The organism is Escherichia sp. WS1118 (assembly GCF_046487695.1).
GTDB classification, from domain to species: Bacteria; Pseudomonadota; Gammaproteobacteria; order Enterobacterales; family Enterobacteriaceae; genus Escherichia; species Escherichia coli.
Map to the genome: position 1 here is coordinate 187,227 of NZ_JBJQIZ010000001.1, position 16,487 is coordinate 203,713.

The following is a 16,487-nucleotide window of genomic DNA, read 5'->3' on the forward strand; positions in this document are numbered from 1 at the left end:
ACACTAACAAGGAGAGTAATTCTCATGGCTATTCCTGCTTATCTCTGGCTGAAAGATGACGGCGGCGCAGATATCAAAGGTTCCGTGGACGTTCAGGGGCGCGAAGGCAGCATCGAAGTGGTGGCGTTGGATCACGATGTGTACATCCCGACCGACAACAACACCGGCAAACTGACCGGTACCCGTACTCACAAGCCCTTTACGTTTACCAAAGAAATCGATGCGTCCAGTCCGTATCTCTACAAAGCTGTGACCACCGGTCAGACCCTGAAAACGGCAGAATTTAAGTTTTACCGCATCAACGATGCCGGTCAGGAAGTGGAGTACTTCAACATCACGCTGGATAACGTCAAGCTGGTCAGAGTCGCTCCGCTGATGCACGACATCAAGGATCCTTCCAGAGAGAAGCATAACCACCTGGAACGTATTGAGTTCCGCTACGAGAAAATCACCTGGACTTACAAAGACGGCAACATCATTCATTCCGACTCGTGGAATGAGCGTCCTTCCGCCTGATAACTGCGGCAGACAGGAAACTGTCTGCCTTTTTGTTGTGTGCTTTGTCCAGTGCCGCAGGCACCGGTACTGAGCAAAGCATACCCACAATCTGGTGAAACCTGATGGGCCTGTGTGAGGTAACGGCTATGGGCGGTAGCGTGCCTGAACGCGGATCGCAGGAATACAGAACACGATAAGGAAACCCTTCTATGACAGGAAATCACCCCGCCGCGCTGCTGCGTCGCCTTAACCCATACTGTGCACGGGCGTTGGACGCTGCCGCCTCACTGTGTCAGACCCGCGCCCATGCGGAGATAACCATTGAACACTGGCTGCTGAAACTGCTGGAGCAGGGAGAAGGCGATATCACGGTGATTGCCCGTCGCTATGAATGGGATATCGACACGCTCTGGCAGTCTCTGCTGGCGCATCTGGACACCTTACCCCGCCCGGTCCGCGAACGTCCTCAACTTTCTGAACCGCTGGCAGCGCTTATCCGACAGGCGTGGCTGATAGCGTCACTGGAAGGCGACGATCCACAAATCCGCAGCCAGCATCTGCTGATGGCGCTGACAGAAAAACCGATGCTGCCCGCCTGTAATGACCTGTGGGTATTGCTGAGTCTGAGCCGCGTGCAGCTTGAGCGGCTGCGTCCCCTGCTGGATGCGCAGTCGGATGAATGTCCGGCACGTCAGCCACAGGTCACCGAACCGCTGACCTCTGCACTGCCGGAGACGGCAACGGCGGACGCACCGGCAAAAACGCTGACGGAGAAACAGGATGACGCCCTGCTGGCGGTGCTTAACCGCTTTACCGAAGACGTGACGGAAAAAGCCCGCAGCGGGCGAATCGACCCGGTATTCGGGCGCGACACGGAAATTCGCCAGATGGTCGATATCCTCTCCCGTCGCCGCAAAAACAACCCGATTCTGGTGGGAGAACCGGGGGTGGGCAAAACCGCGCTGGTGGAAGGGCTGGCGCTGCGTATCACCGAAGGCAACGTGCCGGACAGCCTGAAAACGGTGCATATCCGCACACTGGACCTCGGTCTGTTACAGGCTGGCGCGGGCGTTAAAGGTGAATTTGAACAGCGGCTGAAAAATGTCATCGATGCAGTGCAGAAATCACCGGAGCCGGTACTGCTGTTTATTGATGAAGCCCATACCATTATCGGTGCGGGTAATCAGGCAGGCGGCGCGGATGCGGCGAACCTGCTGAAACCGGCACTGGCAAGGGGCGAACTGCGCACCATCGCGGCGACCACGTGGAGCGAATACAAACAGTATTTTGAGCGCGACGCCGCGCTGGAGCGCCGCTTCCAGATGGTTAAGGTTGACGAGCCGGATGATGACACCGCCTGTCTGATGCTGCGGGGACTGAAGGCTCGCTATGCACAGCACCACGGCGTGCATATGCTGGACAGCGCCATTCAGACCGCCGTGCGCCTGTCGCGCCGCTATCTGACCGGACGCCAGCTGCCGGACAAGGCGGTTGATTTGCTGGATACCGCCGGGGCAAGAGTCCGCATGAGCCTTGACACCCTGCCGGAACCGTTGACGCAGCTTCATGCGCGACTGGCGGCACTGGATATTGAGCGGGAAGCGATTGAGCAGGACAGCGTATTTTATCCCGAAGCCAGCCCGGAGCGGCTGGCGGAACTGACCGATTTGCGTGATGAGCTACAGGCAGAAGCCGGGCATCTGGAAGCGCAGTATCAGCAGGAAAAGGCACTGGCGCAGCAGATTATGACGTTGCGTCAGGAAGGAACAGACAGCACTGAACTGCAACAGCAACTGCGAACGCATCAGGGCTTTGCACCGCTGCTGGCGCTGGATGTGGACGCCCGCGCCGTCGCTACGGTGGTGGCGGACTGGACCGGCATCCCGCACTCATCCCTGCTCAGGGACGAGCAGAGCGATCTGCTCAGTATGGAACAGAGCCTTGAAAACCGCGTGGTCGGGCAACGCCCGGCGCTCTGCGCCATCGCACAGCGGCTGCGGGCGGCTAAAACCGGCCTCACGCCGGAGAACGGCCCACAGGGGGTATTCCTGCTGACCGGCCCCAGCGGCACCGGCAAAACCGAAACTGCGCTCACACTGGCCGACACCCTGTTTGGTGGTGAAAAATCCCTTATCACCATTAATCTTTCGGAATACCAGGAACCGCATACCGTTTCCCAGTTGAAAGGTTCGCCTCCGGGCTATGTCGGCTACGGTCAGGGCGGCGTACTTACCGAAGCCGTTCGCAAACGCCCTTACAGCGTGGTGCTGCTCGACGAAGTGGAAAAGGCGCATCGCGACGTGATGAACCTGTTCTATCAGGTGTTCGACCGGGGCTTTATGCGCGACGGCGAAGGGCGGGAAATCGACTTCCGCAACACCGTCATTCTGATGACCGCCAATCTGGGCAGCGACCACATCATGCAGCTGCTGGAGGAAAAACCGGACGCCACGGACGCAGACCTGCATGAACTGCTGTATCCCCTTCTGCGAGACCATTTTCAGCCTGCACTGATGGCGCGTTTTCAGACGGTGATTTACCGCCCGCTGGGACAGGAGGCGATGCGCGCCATTGTGGAAATGAAACTGGCGCAGGTGGCCCGCCGTCTTCACCAGCACTATGGGCTGGAAACGGAAATCAGTAACAGCCTGTACGACGCCCTGACCGCCGCCTGCCTGCTGCCGGACACCGGTGCGCGTAATATCGACAGCCTGCTGAACCAGCAAATCCTGCCGGTCTTAAGCCAGCAGTTGCTGGCGCAGCAGGCCGTGCATCATAAGCCTGCCCGACTGCGGCTTGACTGGGATGATGAAGACGGGATTGTGCTGGAATTTGATGAGAAATAATGGAGGCTCTTATGAACGTACAGTTCTTCGACCACGCACACCACAAGCTCAAAATTCGCGGCCTGCAAAGTCCGGTGGATGTGCTGACCTTTGAAGGCCGCGAGCAACTGAGTACCCCGTTCCGCTACGACATTCAGTTTACCAGCAGCGATAAAGCCATCGCGCCGGAGTCGGTGCTGATGCAGGATGGCGCATTCAGCCTGACGGCACCGCCGGTACAGGGAATGCCGGTACAGACTGCCCTGCGCACCCTGCACGGCGTCATCACCGGCTTTAAACTTCTCTCCTCGTCACGCGACGAAGCCCGTTACGAAGTGCGTCTTGAACCCCGTATGGCGCTGCTGGCCCGCAGCCGTCAGAACGCCATTTACCAGAATCTGACGGTACCGCAAATCGTCGAAAAAATACTGCGCGAGCGGCACCAGATGCGCGGTCAGGATTTCGTGTTTAACCTCAAAAGCGAATACCCGTCCCGCGAACAGGTGATGCAGTATGGCGAGGACGACCTGACGTTTGTTTCACGCCTGCTGTCAGAGGTGGGTATCTGGTTCCGCTTCGCCACCGATGCCCGGCTGAAAATTGAGGTTATCGAGTTTTACGACGACCAGAGCGGCTATGAGCGCGGGCTGACGCTGCCGCTTCGCCATCCTTCAGGGCTGTTTGATGGTGAAACGGAAGCCGTATGGGGGCTGAACACCGCGTACAGCGTGGTGGAAAAAAGCGTCTCCACGCGGGACTACAACTACCGCACCGCCACGGCGGAGATGATGACAGAGCAGCATGACGCCACCGGAGGCGATAACACCACCTATGGCGAAGCCTACCACTACGCCGACAACTTCCTGCAAAAGGGCGACAAGGAGGCAGCGGAAAGCGGCGCGTTTTATGCCCGTATCCGCCACGAACGCTACCTGAATGAACAGGCCATTCTCAAAGGCCAGAGCACCAGTTCACTGCTGATGCCGGGGCTGGAAATCAGGGTTCAGGGCGACGACGCGCCAGCGGTGTTCCGCAAGGGCGTACTGATTACCGGCGTGACGGTCAGCGCGGCGCGTGACCGCAGCTATGAGCTGACGTTTACCGCCATCCCGTACTCAGAGCGCTACGGCTACCGCCCGGCGCTTATCCCACGTCCCGTAATGGCCGGCACGCTCCCGGCGCGGGTCACCAGCACGGTGAAGAACGATATTTATGCCCATATCGACAAGGACGGGCGCTACCGGGTCAACCTCGACTTTGACCGTGACACGTGGAAACCGGGCTATGAGAGCCTGTGGGTACGCCAGTCGCGCCCGTATGCGGGAGACACCTACGGTCTGCACCTGCCGCTGCTGGCGGGAACGGAAGTCAGCATCGCGTTTGAGGAAGGCAACCCGGACAGGCCGTATATCGCCGGGGTAAAACACGACTCGGCGCACACCGACCATGTGACCATCCAGAACTACAAGCGTAACGTCCTCAGAACCCCGGCGAACAACAAAATCCGCCTCGACGACGAGCGCGGCAAGGAGCATATCAAGGTCAGCACCGAGTATGGCGGCAAGAGCCAGTTGAATCTGGGTCATCTGGTGGATGCCGGAAAACAGCAGCGCGGGGAAGGGTTTGAACTGCGTACCGATCTGTGGGGCGCGGTGCGGGCGAAGAAAGGCATCTTTATCAGCGCCGATGCGCAGGATAAGGCGCAGGGTCAGGTTCTGGATATGACTGATGCACTGGCTCAACTTCACGAGGCACAGTCTTTGGTAGAGGCACTATGTAGTGCTACTGAAGTGGCAAAGGCTGAACTTGCAGATTTGCAGACTCAGAAAGTAATGATGTCAGAGACTCTGGCGGAGCTCAAAAAATCAGCGATGCTACTTTCGGCTCCGGAAGGAATAGCGCAGGTTACGCCAAAAAGCCTGCAACTGTCCGCCGGGGAAAACATCATTAGTACCAGTGGAAAGAATTCAGATTTCAGCGTGTTGAAGAAGTTTACCGTTGCTGCTGGAGAAACGGTAAGTCTGTTTGCCCAAAAGCTGGGGATAAAAATTTTTGCCGGTAAGGGAAAAGTAGAGATTCAGGCGCAGGGAGATGAAATGTTGCTGGATGCGCTGAAAGATATCCGCATCAGCAGCAGTGAGGGGCGAATCCTTATTAGCGCAAAAAACGAAATCATTCTGACCAGCGGCGGCGGATATATTCGTATTGGTGATGGTACGGTGGAATGCGCAGCCCCAGACAAGATCATAGAGCGTGGGGCCGTATGGCAGAAGTTCAGCGGCCAGAGCATCAGTCAGGCGATGCAACAGTGGGATTCTGCTGATTTTGCTGTCACACCAGAAATACTCTGGCAACAAACTGGCAAACCTGCAAAAAATCAAAAGGTACAGGTCACTCGGGGTGATGGCTCAGTGGTGGAAATGACCACCGATGAACAAGGGCGATTGCCCATACAGTCGGGGCTTTTCGTTGAGTCAATAAAAATTGATCTGCCGGATAGTCAGGAAAACTGAGTGCATACAGGGGAAAATTATGACATCGACGATGCATATGGACAGGGCCGATAAGAATAAAGTTAGCACCGCTGAAATTGAGGATCTACGGGTCATTCCGGTTATTTTTCTACCCGGAATTATGGGAACTAATCTGAAAGCAAAGTCTTCCAAGAAGAATGCTAAAGCTGTCTGGCGATATGATAGTGAGACCTCTTTGCTTGGCTGGTCACTTCCCTCATCAGGGCCAATAGAGAGAAAAAGGGTGCTTCATCCTGAGCGGGTGGATATAGACAACCGGGGAAGTATTCCGCTGTCATCAGGGATACAGGAGCAGGTCTCAGCTATCCGCCCCTACCCCTCATCCAATTATGATGAGGAAGGAAAGAAACGTTACGCTGAAGCACTGGATAAGGTAATGGAAAATAACGAACCGGAGAAAAAGCTCTTTGGCTCACGTAGGGGGCGCGGCTGGGGTGAGGTGGCTGCGGCAAGCTATGGCGCTTTTCTTGATGTGCTACAGACAGCACTGTACCGGGATAAGCCCACGAAAAAAGACAATACCCTGAGTGCGACCTATCAGAAATTAATTGATGAACCACTGGGGCTGGAGTACGGCCCGGATTCACTGGATGAAGAATGTCTTGAAGTCATGAAACTGTATCAGTTTCCGGTTCATGTTGTGGGCTACAACTGGCTGGGTTCCAATAGGCTTTCAGCAAAAAGACTAAGTGAAGAAGTCGATAAGATTATTAAGCGGTATCAGGAGCAGAAAATGAAGTGCCATAAGGTTATTCTGGTTACCCATTCAATGGGAGGACTGGTGGCACGGTATTATTCAGAATGTCTGACCGAACCTGGACCGGGCCGGGATAAGATTTATGGTATTGTTCACGGTGTAATGCCGTCCATCGGTGCGGCGGCAACCTATACCCGCATGAAGCGTGGTACTGAAAATCCGGAATCGGGTGCGGCTGGCGCTGTAGGATATATCATCAGCCATGTACTTGGCCGCAACGCAGCAGAAATGGTGGCTATTGGCTCCCAGTCTTCCGGCGCGCTGGAGTTGCTCCCTGCCAATGATTATGGTGACGACTGGCTTAAAATAGTTGATCGTGACGGCAGTACATTAACACTCCCCAGAGATCTCCCGGTCAAAGAGGGCGGCAACTCCGAAGATTGTCTTTATAGCGGACTTTATCTGAACAGGGATAAATGGTGGAAACTGATGGATGAGAATCTGTTGAATCCTCTTATTACCACACCGAGTAAAACACAGATCGACGGTGACTGGCAGATATATGAAAATCTGATTAAGGATAATGTCAAACCATTCCACGAACAGATGGTTAATAAGTATCATCCGAATACCTACTCATTTTATGGAAAAGCACAAGAAGGGGAAATTCCAGAAGCGCATCGGACTCAGGAAACGGCGATTTGGAGCGGCGCTCTGGCAAGCAGTGAAATGGGGGAGCCTCCGCCAGAGCCAAAAATGAATGACGATCGCCTCTATTTAAGTGAGATCAGTGCCGATAGAACGGTGAAAGATGAGCTTTCGCCGGAAGAGCAGGCATGGAAATTAAAGGGCGATAACGGTGTGATGTACGGTTGGGTAGGACAGCGTTTTACACTACGGGATGCCTGTGAAAATGGCGACGGTACGGTGCCTCTGCGTGCCGGGCAAATCGTTCACGCGAATATTCAGGAGCGTCTGGCAGTACCGGCTCTTCACGAAGCGGCTTACCGTCATGACGTTAGTCAGGCTTTTGCCTTACGCTCTATTATAAAAATCGCTCAGCAGGTAAATAAAGATGAAAAAATGGCCTTTATTTAATGGCCCGCACCGCCTGATGAACGGGTTACTGCTGGCGACGTTGATATTAATAGCCGGATGGCTGGCACTCAAACCCGGAACATATCATTATTCATTAAGTGACAGGGAGAAAGAGATGGTCACCTCGTTATTGCAACACCCCGAAACGCGGTATTTTGGCTTCTATTCCGTGGCGCTTCCGGCTGAATTTACGCCAACGGGAATGGTGATGTTTATACAGGGCTCAGAGATGACCCCGGTGGAAACAAAGCTGCAATATTACCCTCCGTTTCAGCAGTTTCTGCTCAGGTATGAGGAAGAACTCAGAAATAAGCCTGTAACAGATCCTCGGGATGCACCTTATCTTAAGCAGGTTTATCAACAGGAGCCACCACTAAAAGGCGCTATTTTTGAACGTAATGAAGAGTCTTTTACTCCAGATATGGCAAGAGTATTAGATGCGTGGAAATGGGCTGAGGGGGTCACATTTTCAGTTAAAATGAAAGCCCGAGACGAACGGGCAGCCCGCTACGATGGTTACTGGCGAGGTAAGAGTAAAGAAGTTTCTGATACCTTTCGATATAATGTCCCACAGAAAAAAGCACAATTACTGGCTATCCTGTCAGGATTACAGCCCCGCAAAGACAACCAGCGCCCGTCAGAAAATAAGTTAGCCATTCAGTACGGACAGGTTGATGCTTCACTGCTCGGGCAGTATGAAGCCTCCGTAAGTTATCAAAACAGCAAAGAAATCACTATAACATTAAAGACGGATAACCACAGTTATATTGGTACACCGTTACTGGATAAAGATGCCCGTGTAATGGAAACAGAGCGTGGTGAAACGTTATATAAAGGGAAACGCAAGGTCAACGGTCTTGAGATTTCAGAGTGGTGGAATAAACAGCATGATAATTATAGTTCAGAACCCGCTATAAACTATAATTTCGAACTGGTTATACATGAAGATAAGAAAGGAGGAAATAAGTTACTTGAGTTGTCGATGGATTACAGTATTGACCTCTTACACGCTGATAACGCATTAACCGAACATGAGCTTGTGGCACTGTGGGAAAGTATAACAGGGACAATTAAATATCATCCTACTCAATGGTAAAGGAAGATAATTAGATATTGCCTGATTAAAGATAACGCCTCCGTCAAACTTTGGCATTACGCTCTATTATAAAGATCGCTCAGCAGGTAAATAAAGATGAAAAAATGGCCTTTACTTAATGACCCGCACCGCCTGAGAAACGGGTTACTGCTGGCGACGTTGATATTAATAGCCGGATGGCTGGTACTCAAACCCGGCAGCTATCATTATTCATTAAGTGACAGGGAGAAAGAGATGGTTACCTCATTATTGCAACACCCCGAAATGCGGTATTTTGGCTTTTATTCCGTGGCACTTCCGGCTGAATTTACGCCAACGGGAATGGTGATGTTTATACAGGGTTCAGAGATGACCCCGGTGGAAACAAAGCTGCAATATTACCCTCCGTTTCAGCAGTTTCTGCTCAGGTATGAGAAGGAACTCAGAAATAAGCCTGTAGCAGATCCGCAGGATGCCCCCTATCTGAAGGGGGTTTATCCACTGACCTCGCCAATGAGTGGACTCATTTTTGAACGGGTGGAGTCTGGAGATACTCCGGACTTTGCAAGAATACTGGACGCGTGGAAATGGGCAGAGGGTGTCACGTTTTCAGTTAAAATGAATGTTACAGACAGGCGACCTGCTCGTTATGATGTGGATCGAAAGGGATCGCCAGGTATCTATTCATATGATGTCCCGCAGAAAAAAGCACAATTGCTGGCTATCCTGTCAGGATTACAGCCCCGCCGGGACAACCAGCGCCCGTCAGGAAACAAGCTAGCCATTCAGTATGGACAGGTTGATGCTTCCCTGCTTGGAGAGTATGAAGTGTCCGTGAGCTATAAAAACAGCAACAATATTGAAATAAGTTTACAGACGGATACTGACAGCTATATTACCTCATTATTAGATGAAAACGCCCAGGTAATGGAAACAGCGGATGGTATAACCCTGTATAAAGGTCAGAAGAAAATTAATGGTCTGGAGATATCTGAGTGGTGGGTTCGTAAGCAAATAATGTTGAGCTCAGAACCATCACGAGATTATGAATTCAGTCTGGCAATCCATGAGGATAAGAAAAACAACAAACAATTATTAAAACTTGTTATGAATTACAGTATTGACCTCTTACACGCTGATAACGCATTAACCGAACATGAGCTTGTGGCGCTGTGGGAAAATATCACGGGGACGATAAAATATCATCCAACGCAATGGTAAGGAAGATAATCAAGTGTATTGAAATATCCACCGCAAAATATAAAGATAGCGGCAACGCATTTATATCAGTGGCTGAAAATGGACTTTCTGCTTTTTAACTATATTTTCACTTTTTTAAGTGTGCTTCAGTTGTGAATAAATCAGAGGTAAAAATTATGCCTGGGATCGTTTGTTTAGGTGATGCCACGACTCATGGTGGTAAGGTGATTACCGCAACTTCAACGCTTTTTATCAATGGCATTCAGGTAGCTCTCGTAGGTGATCTGGTTTCCTGCCCAAAGCACGGCGTGAATCCCATACAAGAAGGTGACCCGACAGCGACGGAAAAAGGTCGTAATGTCGTTGTTAATCATTGCCAATGTGCATGTGGCTGTAGGGTTATCAGTTCTCAACCAGAAAATAGTATCGAGTCATAATATGGGATGGCCTGTACCCGATATTCCAGAAAGAAAAATGCTACCTGAGCCTGTTTATCGACGCTGGATTATATTATTAATATCTATGTTAACAGTTGGTACTCTGTTTATTTTATCGGTCTGGAATTCTGCGACATACTGGGATATTTTTATTTATGGCGTTCTGCCAATGCTGTTTCTTTGGCTATGTTTATTTGGTATTGCGCTAAACAAATATGAACAATCCGTTGCCGCCTGTATAAGTTGGGAATCTGAAAAACAACAAATAAAACAACTCTGGCAGCACTGGAGCCAAAAACAACTGGCAATAGTAGGGAATGTTCTTTTTACACCGGAAGAAAAAGGCATGAGTGTTTTACTGGGGCCACAGGAAGAGATCCCTGCATATCCTAAAAAGGCACGACCGCTATTCTCTGCATCCCGTTATTCTCTTTCGTCTATATTTAATGATATTCACCAGCAACTGACACAACAATTTCCTGATTATCGTCATTATCTACATACGATCTACGTATTACAGACTGAGAAATGGCGTGGAGAAACGGTGAGACTGGCTATTTTTCATCAATGGGACTTAGTTCCTGAACGGATCAGTACTCTTGATCAAATTCAGTCTCTTTATGATGAAGATTTTGATGGTCTCATTCTGGTTATTTGTTTACAAAACTGGCCGGAGAATAAACCTGAAAATACGAGTGAGTTGGTATCAGCGCAGCTTATCTCCTCGTCGTCATTTGTACTACAGCACCAGATACCCGTTATTGCTGGTCTGGGGCGTGTAATGCCATTAGATCCAGAGGAACTGGAGCATAACCTAGATGTATTATTTGAATATAACCAACTGGATAACAAACAACTACAGCATGTCTGGGTCTCTGGTTTAGATGAGGGAACGATAGAAAACCTTATGCAGTATGCTGAACAACATCAACTGTCGCTCCCTAAAAAACGGCCCCTGCACATGATTGATCATTCCTTTGGCCCTACAGGAGAGTTTATTTTTCCTGTCTCTCTGGCAATGCTGTCAGAGGCGGCCAAAGAAACTGAACAAAATCAGTTAATTATTCATCAATCAGCACAACATGCTCAGAAAAAGAGCCTTTGCCTGATTACCCGGAAGCTTTATTCAAGGACTTGAGGAAAAATAATGCATACTCAGCGTTACGGTTTCTGGGGATATCTAATTCTGATTATTGGTCTGGCAGGGATTTGCGCCCTGTTAATTATTATTAATCAGGATGTTCTGGTAAAGAACGGAGTGTCTGCTCGTCTGACATGGGGAATATGGGCGGGATTATTTTCGCTTTTGTTACTTGGGGTTGTGTGTTCGCCGTTCTGGTGGCTCCGGAAGCAAAAGAAAGCGCAATTTATTTACAGACCAAAAAATTCGGCAGAAAACGACCAACCCGTATCTTCTCCATCAGAGGATATTTTAACCGATCTCAGCTCAAATATTCGGTTACGCTATGGTCCGTTCTGGCGGCGTAAAGTCCGCCTGCTGCTGGTGACCGGCGAGCCTGAAGAGGCAGAGGCCATCGCGCCGGGGCTGACCGGGCAACACTGGCTGGAGGGCGACCACACCGTGCTGATATATGGCGGCAGGCCAACAGCGGAGCCTGATGTCACACTGCTGACCGCCTTAAAAAAACTGCGCCGCAGCCGTCCGCTGGACGGCATCATCTGGCCGCTGACAGAAGAACAAAGCCGCCAGACCGCACAACTCGACAAAGGCTGGCGCGAACTGATAAACGGCGGTAAGCGACTCGGTTTTCAGGCTCCACTCTATTTGTGGCAGGTCTGTGACAACGGTGATTATCAGACCGGACGCCCTCTGCAAAGCGTCGGCTGCCTGCTGCCGGAACGCTGTACCCCGGAACAACTGGCTGTAATGCTGGAAGCACAAACCCTGCCGCTGACGGAACAGGGCATGTCGCAACTGCTGGCGGATAACCGCCATGATTTCCTGCTGCGTCTGGCCCATACCCTTGCAGAGCGGGGTATCGCTCACTGGCAAAGCGTTCTGAAACCGCTGCTGGCAGGCGGCGCATTTTCTTCCCTGCGCCTGCGTGGCCTGATGTTCAGCCCGCCGCTTGCCGCCGTGCCGGAGGCCGCACCTCATGCGTGGCTGCCGTCACCGGTCTGGGCGGGCGTGACGGGTGATAACGCGCGCGGGCGCACGGTGGGTTTTCCGTGGCTGCGTACCGCACTGATGTCCGCTGTCTGCGTGCTGGTGATATGGGGGGCCGGAATGACGACCTCGTTCTTCGCCAACCGCGCTCTTGTTCAGGAAACCGGTATCCAGACGGCGCGTGCGCTCGATACCCGCCTGCCGCTGGCAGAACAACTGGTGGCGCTGCATACCCTGCAGGGCGAACTGGAACGCCTGCAATACCGTATCCGCGAAGGTGCGCCGTGGTATCAGCGTTTTGGCCTTGAACGTAACCAGCAACTGCTCGCTGCCGCTTTTCCCGGCTATGCGCAGGCGGCAAACCGGCTGGTGCGCGACGTGGCCGTTGACCATCTGCAACAGCAACTGAGCGCCTTTGTCGCCCTGCCGCCCAACAGTCCTCAGCGTACCGCCACCGGCGAACAACGCTATAAGCAGCTTAAGGCATTGCTGATGACCGCTCACCCGGAAAAGGCCGACGCCGCCTTTTTCAGCACTACGCTGATGACAGATAACCTGCGCTATGCAGGTGTACCGGAAGGCGTGCGGCAGGGCGTGCTGCCGTCACTGCTGACCTTCTGGATGGCGAACCTGCCGGAACACCCGCAGTGGAAAACATCGCCGCCGCCGGAACTGACCGGCGCGGTACGTAAAATCCTGCTGCGCCAGATTGGTGTGCGTAATGCCGAAAACACCCTCTACCAGAACGTGCTGCAACAGGTGTCCCGCAACTACGCCGATATGACGCTGGCGGATATGACCGGGGATACCCTCACCGAATCTCTTTTCAGTACGGAACAGACGGTGCCGGGGATGTTCACCCGTCAGGCGTGGGAAGGACAGGTCAGGGAAGCCATCGAGCAGGTGGTGACGGCGCGGCGCGAGGAAATCGACTGGGTACTCAGCGACCGCCAGCAGGATACCTCTGCGGATATCTCGCCGGATACGCTGCGTAACCGTCTCACCTCACGCTACTTTACCGACTTTGCCGGAAGCTGGCTGGCGTTTCTCAACAGCATTCGCTGGAAAAAGGAAGACTCGCTCTCCGGCATTCTCGACCAGCTGACACTGATGGCCGATGCCCGTCAGTCGCCACTGATTGCGCTGACGGACACCCTCGCGTGGCAGGCGGCGACAGGCAGGGAAAACCGTGGTCTGTCAGACTCGCTGGCGAAATCGGCACAGGAACTGTTTAACGGCAAGGAGAAAACGCCGCAGCAATCCCGTGAAGGTGACGACGTGCCTGTCGGGCCGCTGGATAAAACCTTCACGCCGCTGCTGCGTTTGCTGGGCGATAAGGCCGGAGGCGGCGACAGCCAGCTGAGTCTACAGACCTACCTCACCCGCGTCACCCGCGTGCGCCTCAAACTGCAACAGGTGACCAACGCCCCCGACCCGCAGGAGATGACCCAACAACTGGCGCAGACGGTCTTACAGGATAAAACCGTTGACCTCACCGACACCCGCGACTACGGACGGTTAATCGCCGCCAGTCTGGGCGAGGAATGGAGTGGCTTCGGTCAGGCGCTGTTCGTTCGCCCGGTAGAGCAGTCGTGGCGGCAGGTGCTGACGCCTGCGGCGGACAGCCTGAACCGCCAGTGGCAGCGGGCGATTGTCAGCCACTGGAATCAGGACTTCGCTGGCCGCTATCCGTTCAAAGCCTCACAGAACGATGCCTCCCTCCCCCTGCTGGCGCAGTACCTGCGCGATGACGGGCGCATCAACCTGTTTATTGCAGCCAACCTTTCCGGCGTGCTGAAACGAGAGGGCCGCTACTGGGTGGCTGACGCCATGAACACGCAGGGGCTGACGGTTAACCCGGACTTTATCCGCGCCCTGAACCGCCTGCGTGACGTGGCCGACACCGCCTTTGCCAGCGGCGATGCGGGAATACATTTCGAACTGCGGGCAAAACCGGCGCGTGACGTGATGAAAACGCATCTGGTGATTGACGGGCAGGAGCTGGAATATTTCAACCAGAAGGAACGCTGGCAGCGTTTCAACTGGCCGGATGAACAGTGGCAACCCGGCGCATCGCTGAGCTGGACCAGCACGCAGGCGATGGAACGCATTCTGGCGGATTACCGGGGAAGCTGGAGCCTTATTCGCCTGCTGGAACAGGCGCAGGTGACACCGGTGGACAGCAGCACCTTTAAGGTGGTGTGGAAAGCGCAGGATGGCCTGCCGCTGAATTACCTGCTGCGGGTTGAACAGGGTAAAGGGCCGCTGGCGCTGCTGGAGCTGAAAAACTTCCGCCTGCCGGGACAGGTATTTCTGACCGGCAGGAGTATGAAGGATGCGGAAGAGTATGGGGAAGACGCCGATGAGTGAACTGTTGCAAAAGCTGACCCGTAGCTGTTTTGCCGACCGGGATGCACTGGATGTGGCGCGAACACAGGCGGCGCTGTGGCAGACATGGCTGCTGCCGGTGACGGCAGACACGCCGGTCGGGGAAGACCCCGGCTACCACGACGATTTCCTGCGTATACGCGACGAAATGAACAAACTTTCCGGCACAGATACCGGCCTTATCTGCCAGCTTGCCGAATCCCTGCTGCTGACGCAGGCCAAAGACGTGCGCATCGCCACTTACTACATCTGGGCGCGACTGCACCGCGACGGTGAGCGCGGACTGGCGGAAGGACTGGCGCTGCTGACCGGACTGGTGGAACGCTTCGGTACGCAACTGCTGCCCTCGCGTCCGGCCAGCCGGAAAATGGCGCTGGAGTGGCTGGCAGGGGAAAAGATGCTCGACAGCCTTGCCCGCTACCCGGAAGTGGCAAAAGAGGATTTTGCGAACATTGTTGCCGCTCTTAATCAACTGACGGTTTCCTTCACTGCATGGCCCGAAGACCAGCATTCCCCCTCCCTGATGCCACTGATTAACGCGCTGGAATCACGTCTGGCGCAGTCGGGCGGGATGAACGCGGTGGTGCCGCAAAACAGCAGCAGCGTTACTGCACCGTCATCCCCGGTGGATGCGCCACAGGTACAGACCATCACCTCCGGGCGTGACCTGCTCGACCAGGCGAAAGTGCTGGCCCGTTATCTGAACGAACAGCCGCAGGGCTGGCTTTCGGCGCACCGGCTGATGAAAACCCTGCGCTGGGACACGGTGCATGAACTGCCGCCGGATGTGGACGGCAAAACCCGGCTGGCCCCGCCGCGCACCGAGTCACGCAACCAGCTTAAGCGGCTGTATGCCCAGCAGAACTGGACGGAACTGCTGGAGCAGGCCGACCTGATGTTCAGCACTGGCGTCAGCCATTTCTGGCTGGACATTCAGTGGTATCTGCATCAGGCACTGACTAAGGCGGGCGTACCGTGGGACAGGTGGACAGCCGTTATCCGTCAGGACCTGGCGTTACTGCTGGAACGCCTGCCAGGGCTGGAAAATCTGGCATGGAACGACGGCACACCGTTCGCCGACGAGGTGACGCGCAACTGGATAGCGCAGCAGGTCATGATGCGGGAAGACGGCGCATGGCTTGCGGGGAAAGCCGCTGTACCGACAGACGACGCCACAAATGACGTACTGGCGCTGGAGCCGGAAGCACTGGCGATGGCAGACAGTCAGGGCGTGGAAGCGGCGCTGGGCTGGATACAGACCCGTCCGGGCATCACCACGGCACGACAGCGCCTGTTATTGCGGCTGCTGATGGCACGGGTGGCGGAACAGTACGGTAAAAACGAGATGGCGCTCCTGCTGCTGGAAGAACTGGATACCGCCGCACAGGGAATAACGCTGACGCAGTGGGAGCCAGAACTGCTGTTTGAAGTAAAAGCCCGGCAACTGAAACTGCTGCGCCTGCGGGCACATCGCCACGCGGACAAGGCGGCGCTTGCCCGGAAAATGGACGCTCTGCTGGGTTCGCTGGTGGCAATCGATCCGGCGCGGACAGCGGTACTGTGTGATACGCAGCATAAGGACTGATTTCTTATTTGTATTTCAGATT

The 16,487-nt window shown here is 53.8% G+C and carries 10 protein-coding genes; all 10 read left to right on the forward strand.

Going from position 1 to position 16,487, the window contains the following annotated elements; all coding sequences use genetic code 11:
• Positions 1-24: 24 nt before the first annotated feature.
• Positions 25-516 carry an Hcp family type VI secretion system effector gene (locus ACJHYO_RS00975; protein ID WP_000997068.1) on the forward strand — a complete coding sequence of 164 codons (492 nt, stop codon included), beginning with the start codon at positions 25-27 and terminating at the stop codon, positions 514-516.
• A gap of 191 nt (positions 517-707) precedes the next feature.
• Positions 708-3,344 (forward strand): type VI secretion system ATPase TssH, encoded by a 2,637-nt coding sequence (tssH, locus tag ACJHYO_RS00980; protein WP_024009276.1) that lies wholly within the window; start codon positions 708-710, stop codon positions 3,342-3,344.
• 11 nt (positions 3,345-3,355) lie between these two features.
• The gene (locus ACJHYO_RS00985; RefSeq protein WP_085455510.1) at positions 3,356-5,836 is read left to right on the forward strand and encodes a DUF2345 domain-containing protein; all 2,481 of its coding nucleotides are present in this window, start codon (positions 3,356-3,358) and stop codon (positions 5,834-5,836) included.
• 19 nt (positions 5,837-5,855) lie between these two features.
• A complete protein-coding gene (locus tag ACJHYO_RS00990) occupies positions 5,856-7,652 on the forward strand; it encodes an esterase/lipase family protein (RefSeq protein ID WP_001683245.1) in 1,797 nt (598 codons plus the stop codon).
• The gene (locus ACJHYO_RS00995) at positions 7,630-8,748 is read left to right on the forward strand and encodes a T6SS immunity protein Tli4 family protein (protein WP_000759220.1); all 1,119 of its coding nucleotides are present in this window, start codon (positions 7,630-7,632) and stop codon (positions 8,746-8,748) included. Before ACJHYO_RS00990 ends, ACJHYO_RS00995 begins: the two co-directional genes overlap by 23 nt.
• Before the next feature lie 96 nt (positions 8,749-8,844).
• Positions 8,845-9,948, forward strand: a complete 1,104-nt coding sequence (locus ACJHYO_RS01000) for a T6SS immunity protein Tli4 family protein (protein WP_000759222.1) — start codon at positions 8,845-8,847, stop codon at positions 9,946-9,948.
• Between the two features lie 155 nt (positions 9,949-10,103).
• Positions 10,104-10,364 (forward strand): PAAR domain-containing protein, encoded by a 261-nt coding sequence (locus ACJHYO_RS01005; protein ID WP_001117814.1) that lies wholly within the window; start codon positions 10,104-10,106, stop codon positions 10,362-10,364.
• 1 nt (position 10,365) lies between these two features.
• A complete protein-coding gene (locus ACJHYO_RS01010) occupies positions 10,366-11,502 on the forward strand; it encodes a hypothetical protein (RefSeq protein WP_170986207.1) in 1,137 nt (378 codons plus the stop codon).
• A 9-nt stretch (positions 11,503-11,511) separates the two neighbouring features.
• Entirely contained in the window at positions 11,512-14,862 is a 3,351-nt protein-coding gene (locus ACJHYO_RS01015; protein WP_085455512.1) for an ImcF-related family protein, read from the forward strand.
• On the forward strand, positions 14,855-16,465 hold the full coding sequence (gene tssA / locus ACJHYO_RS01020) for a type VI secretion system protein TssA (protein ID WP_032341125.1): 1,611 nt from the start codon (positions 14,855-14,857) through the stop codon (positions 16,463-16,465). The genes ACJHYO_RS01015 and tssA overlap by 8 nt, the downstream gene beginning before the upstream one ends.
• Positions 16,466-16,487 lie beyond the last annotated feature (22 nt).

Coding starts and splice junctions, on each gene's coding strand:
- ACJHYO_RS00975 (WP_000997068.1), top strand. CDS start 25: ATGGCTATTCCTGCTTATCTCTGGCTGAAAGATGACGGCGGCGCAGAT.
- tssH (WP_024009276.1), top strand. CDS start 708: ATGACAGGAAATCACCCCGCCGCGCTGCTGCGTCGCCTTAACCCATAC.
- ACJHYO_RS00985 (WP_085455510.1), top strand. CDS start 3,356: ATGAACGTACAGTTCTTCGACCACGCACACCACAAGCTCAAAATTCGC.
- ACJHYO_RS00990 (WP_001683245.1), top strand. CDS start 5,856: ATGACATCGACGATGCATATGGACAGGGCCGATAAGAATAAAGTTAGC.
- ACJHYO_RS00995 (WP_000759220.1), top strand. CDS start 7,630: ATGAAAAAATGGCCTTTATTTAATGGCCCGCACCGCCTGATGAACGGG.
- ACJHYO_RS01000 (WP_000759222.1), top strand. CDS start 8,845: ATGAAAAAATGGCCTTTACTTAATGACCCGCACCGCCTGAGAAACGGG.
- ACJHYO_RS01005 (WP_001117814.1), top strand. CDS start 10,104: ATGCCTGGGATCGTTTGTTTAGGTGATGCCACGACTCATGGTGGTAAG.
- ACJHYO_RS01010 (WP_170986207.1), top strand. CDS start 10,366: ATGGGATGGCCTGTACCCGATATTCCAGAAAGAAAAATGCTACCTGAG.
- ACJHYO_RS01015 (WP_085455512.1), top strand. CDS start 11,512: ATGCATACTCAGCGTTACGGTTTCTGGGGATATCTAATTCTGATTATT.
- tssA (WP_032341125.1), top strand. CDS start 14,855: ATGAGTGAACTGTTGCAAAAGCTGACCCGTAGCTGTTTTGCCGACCGG.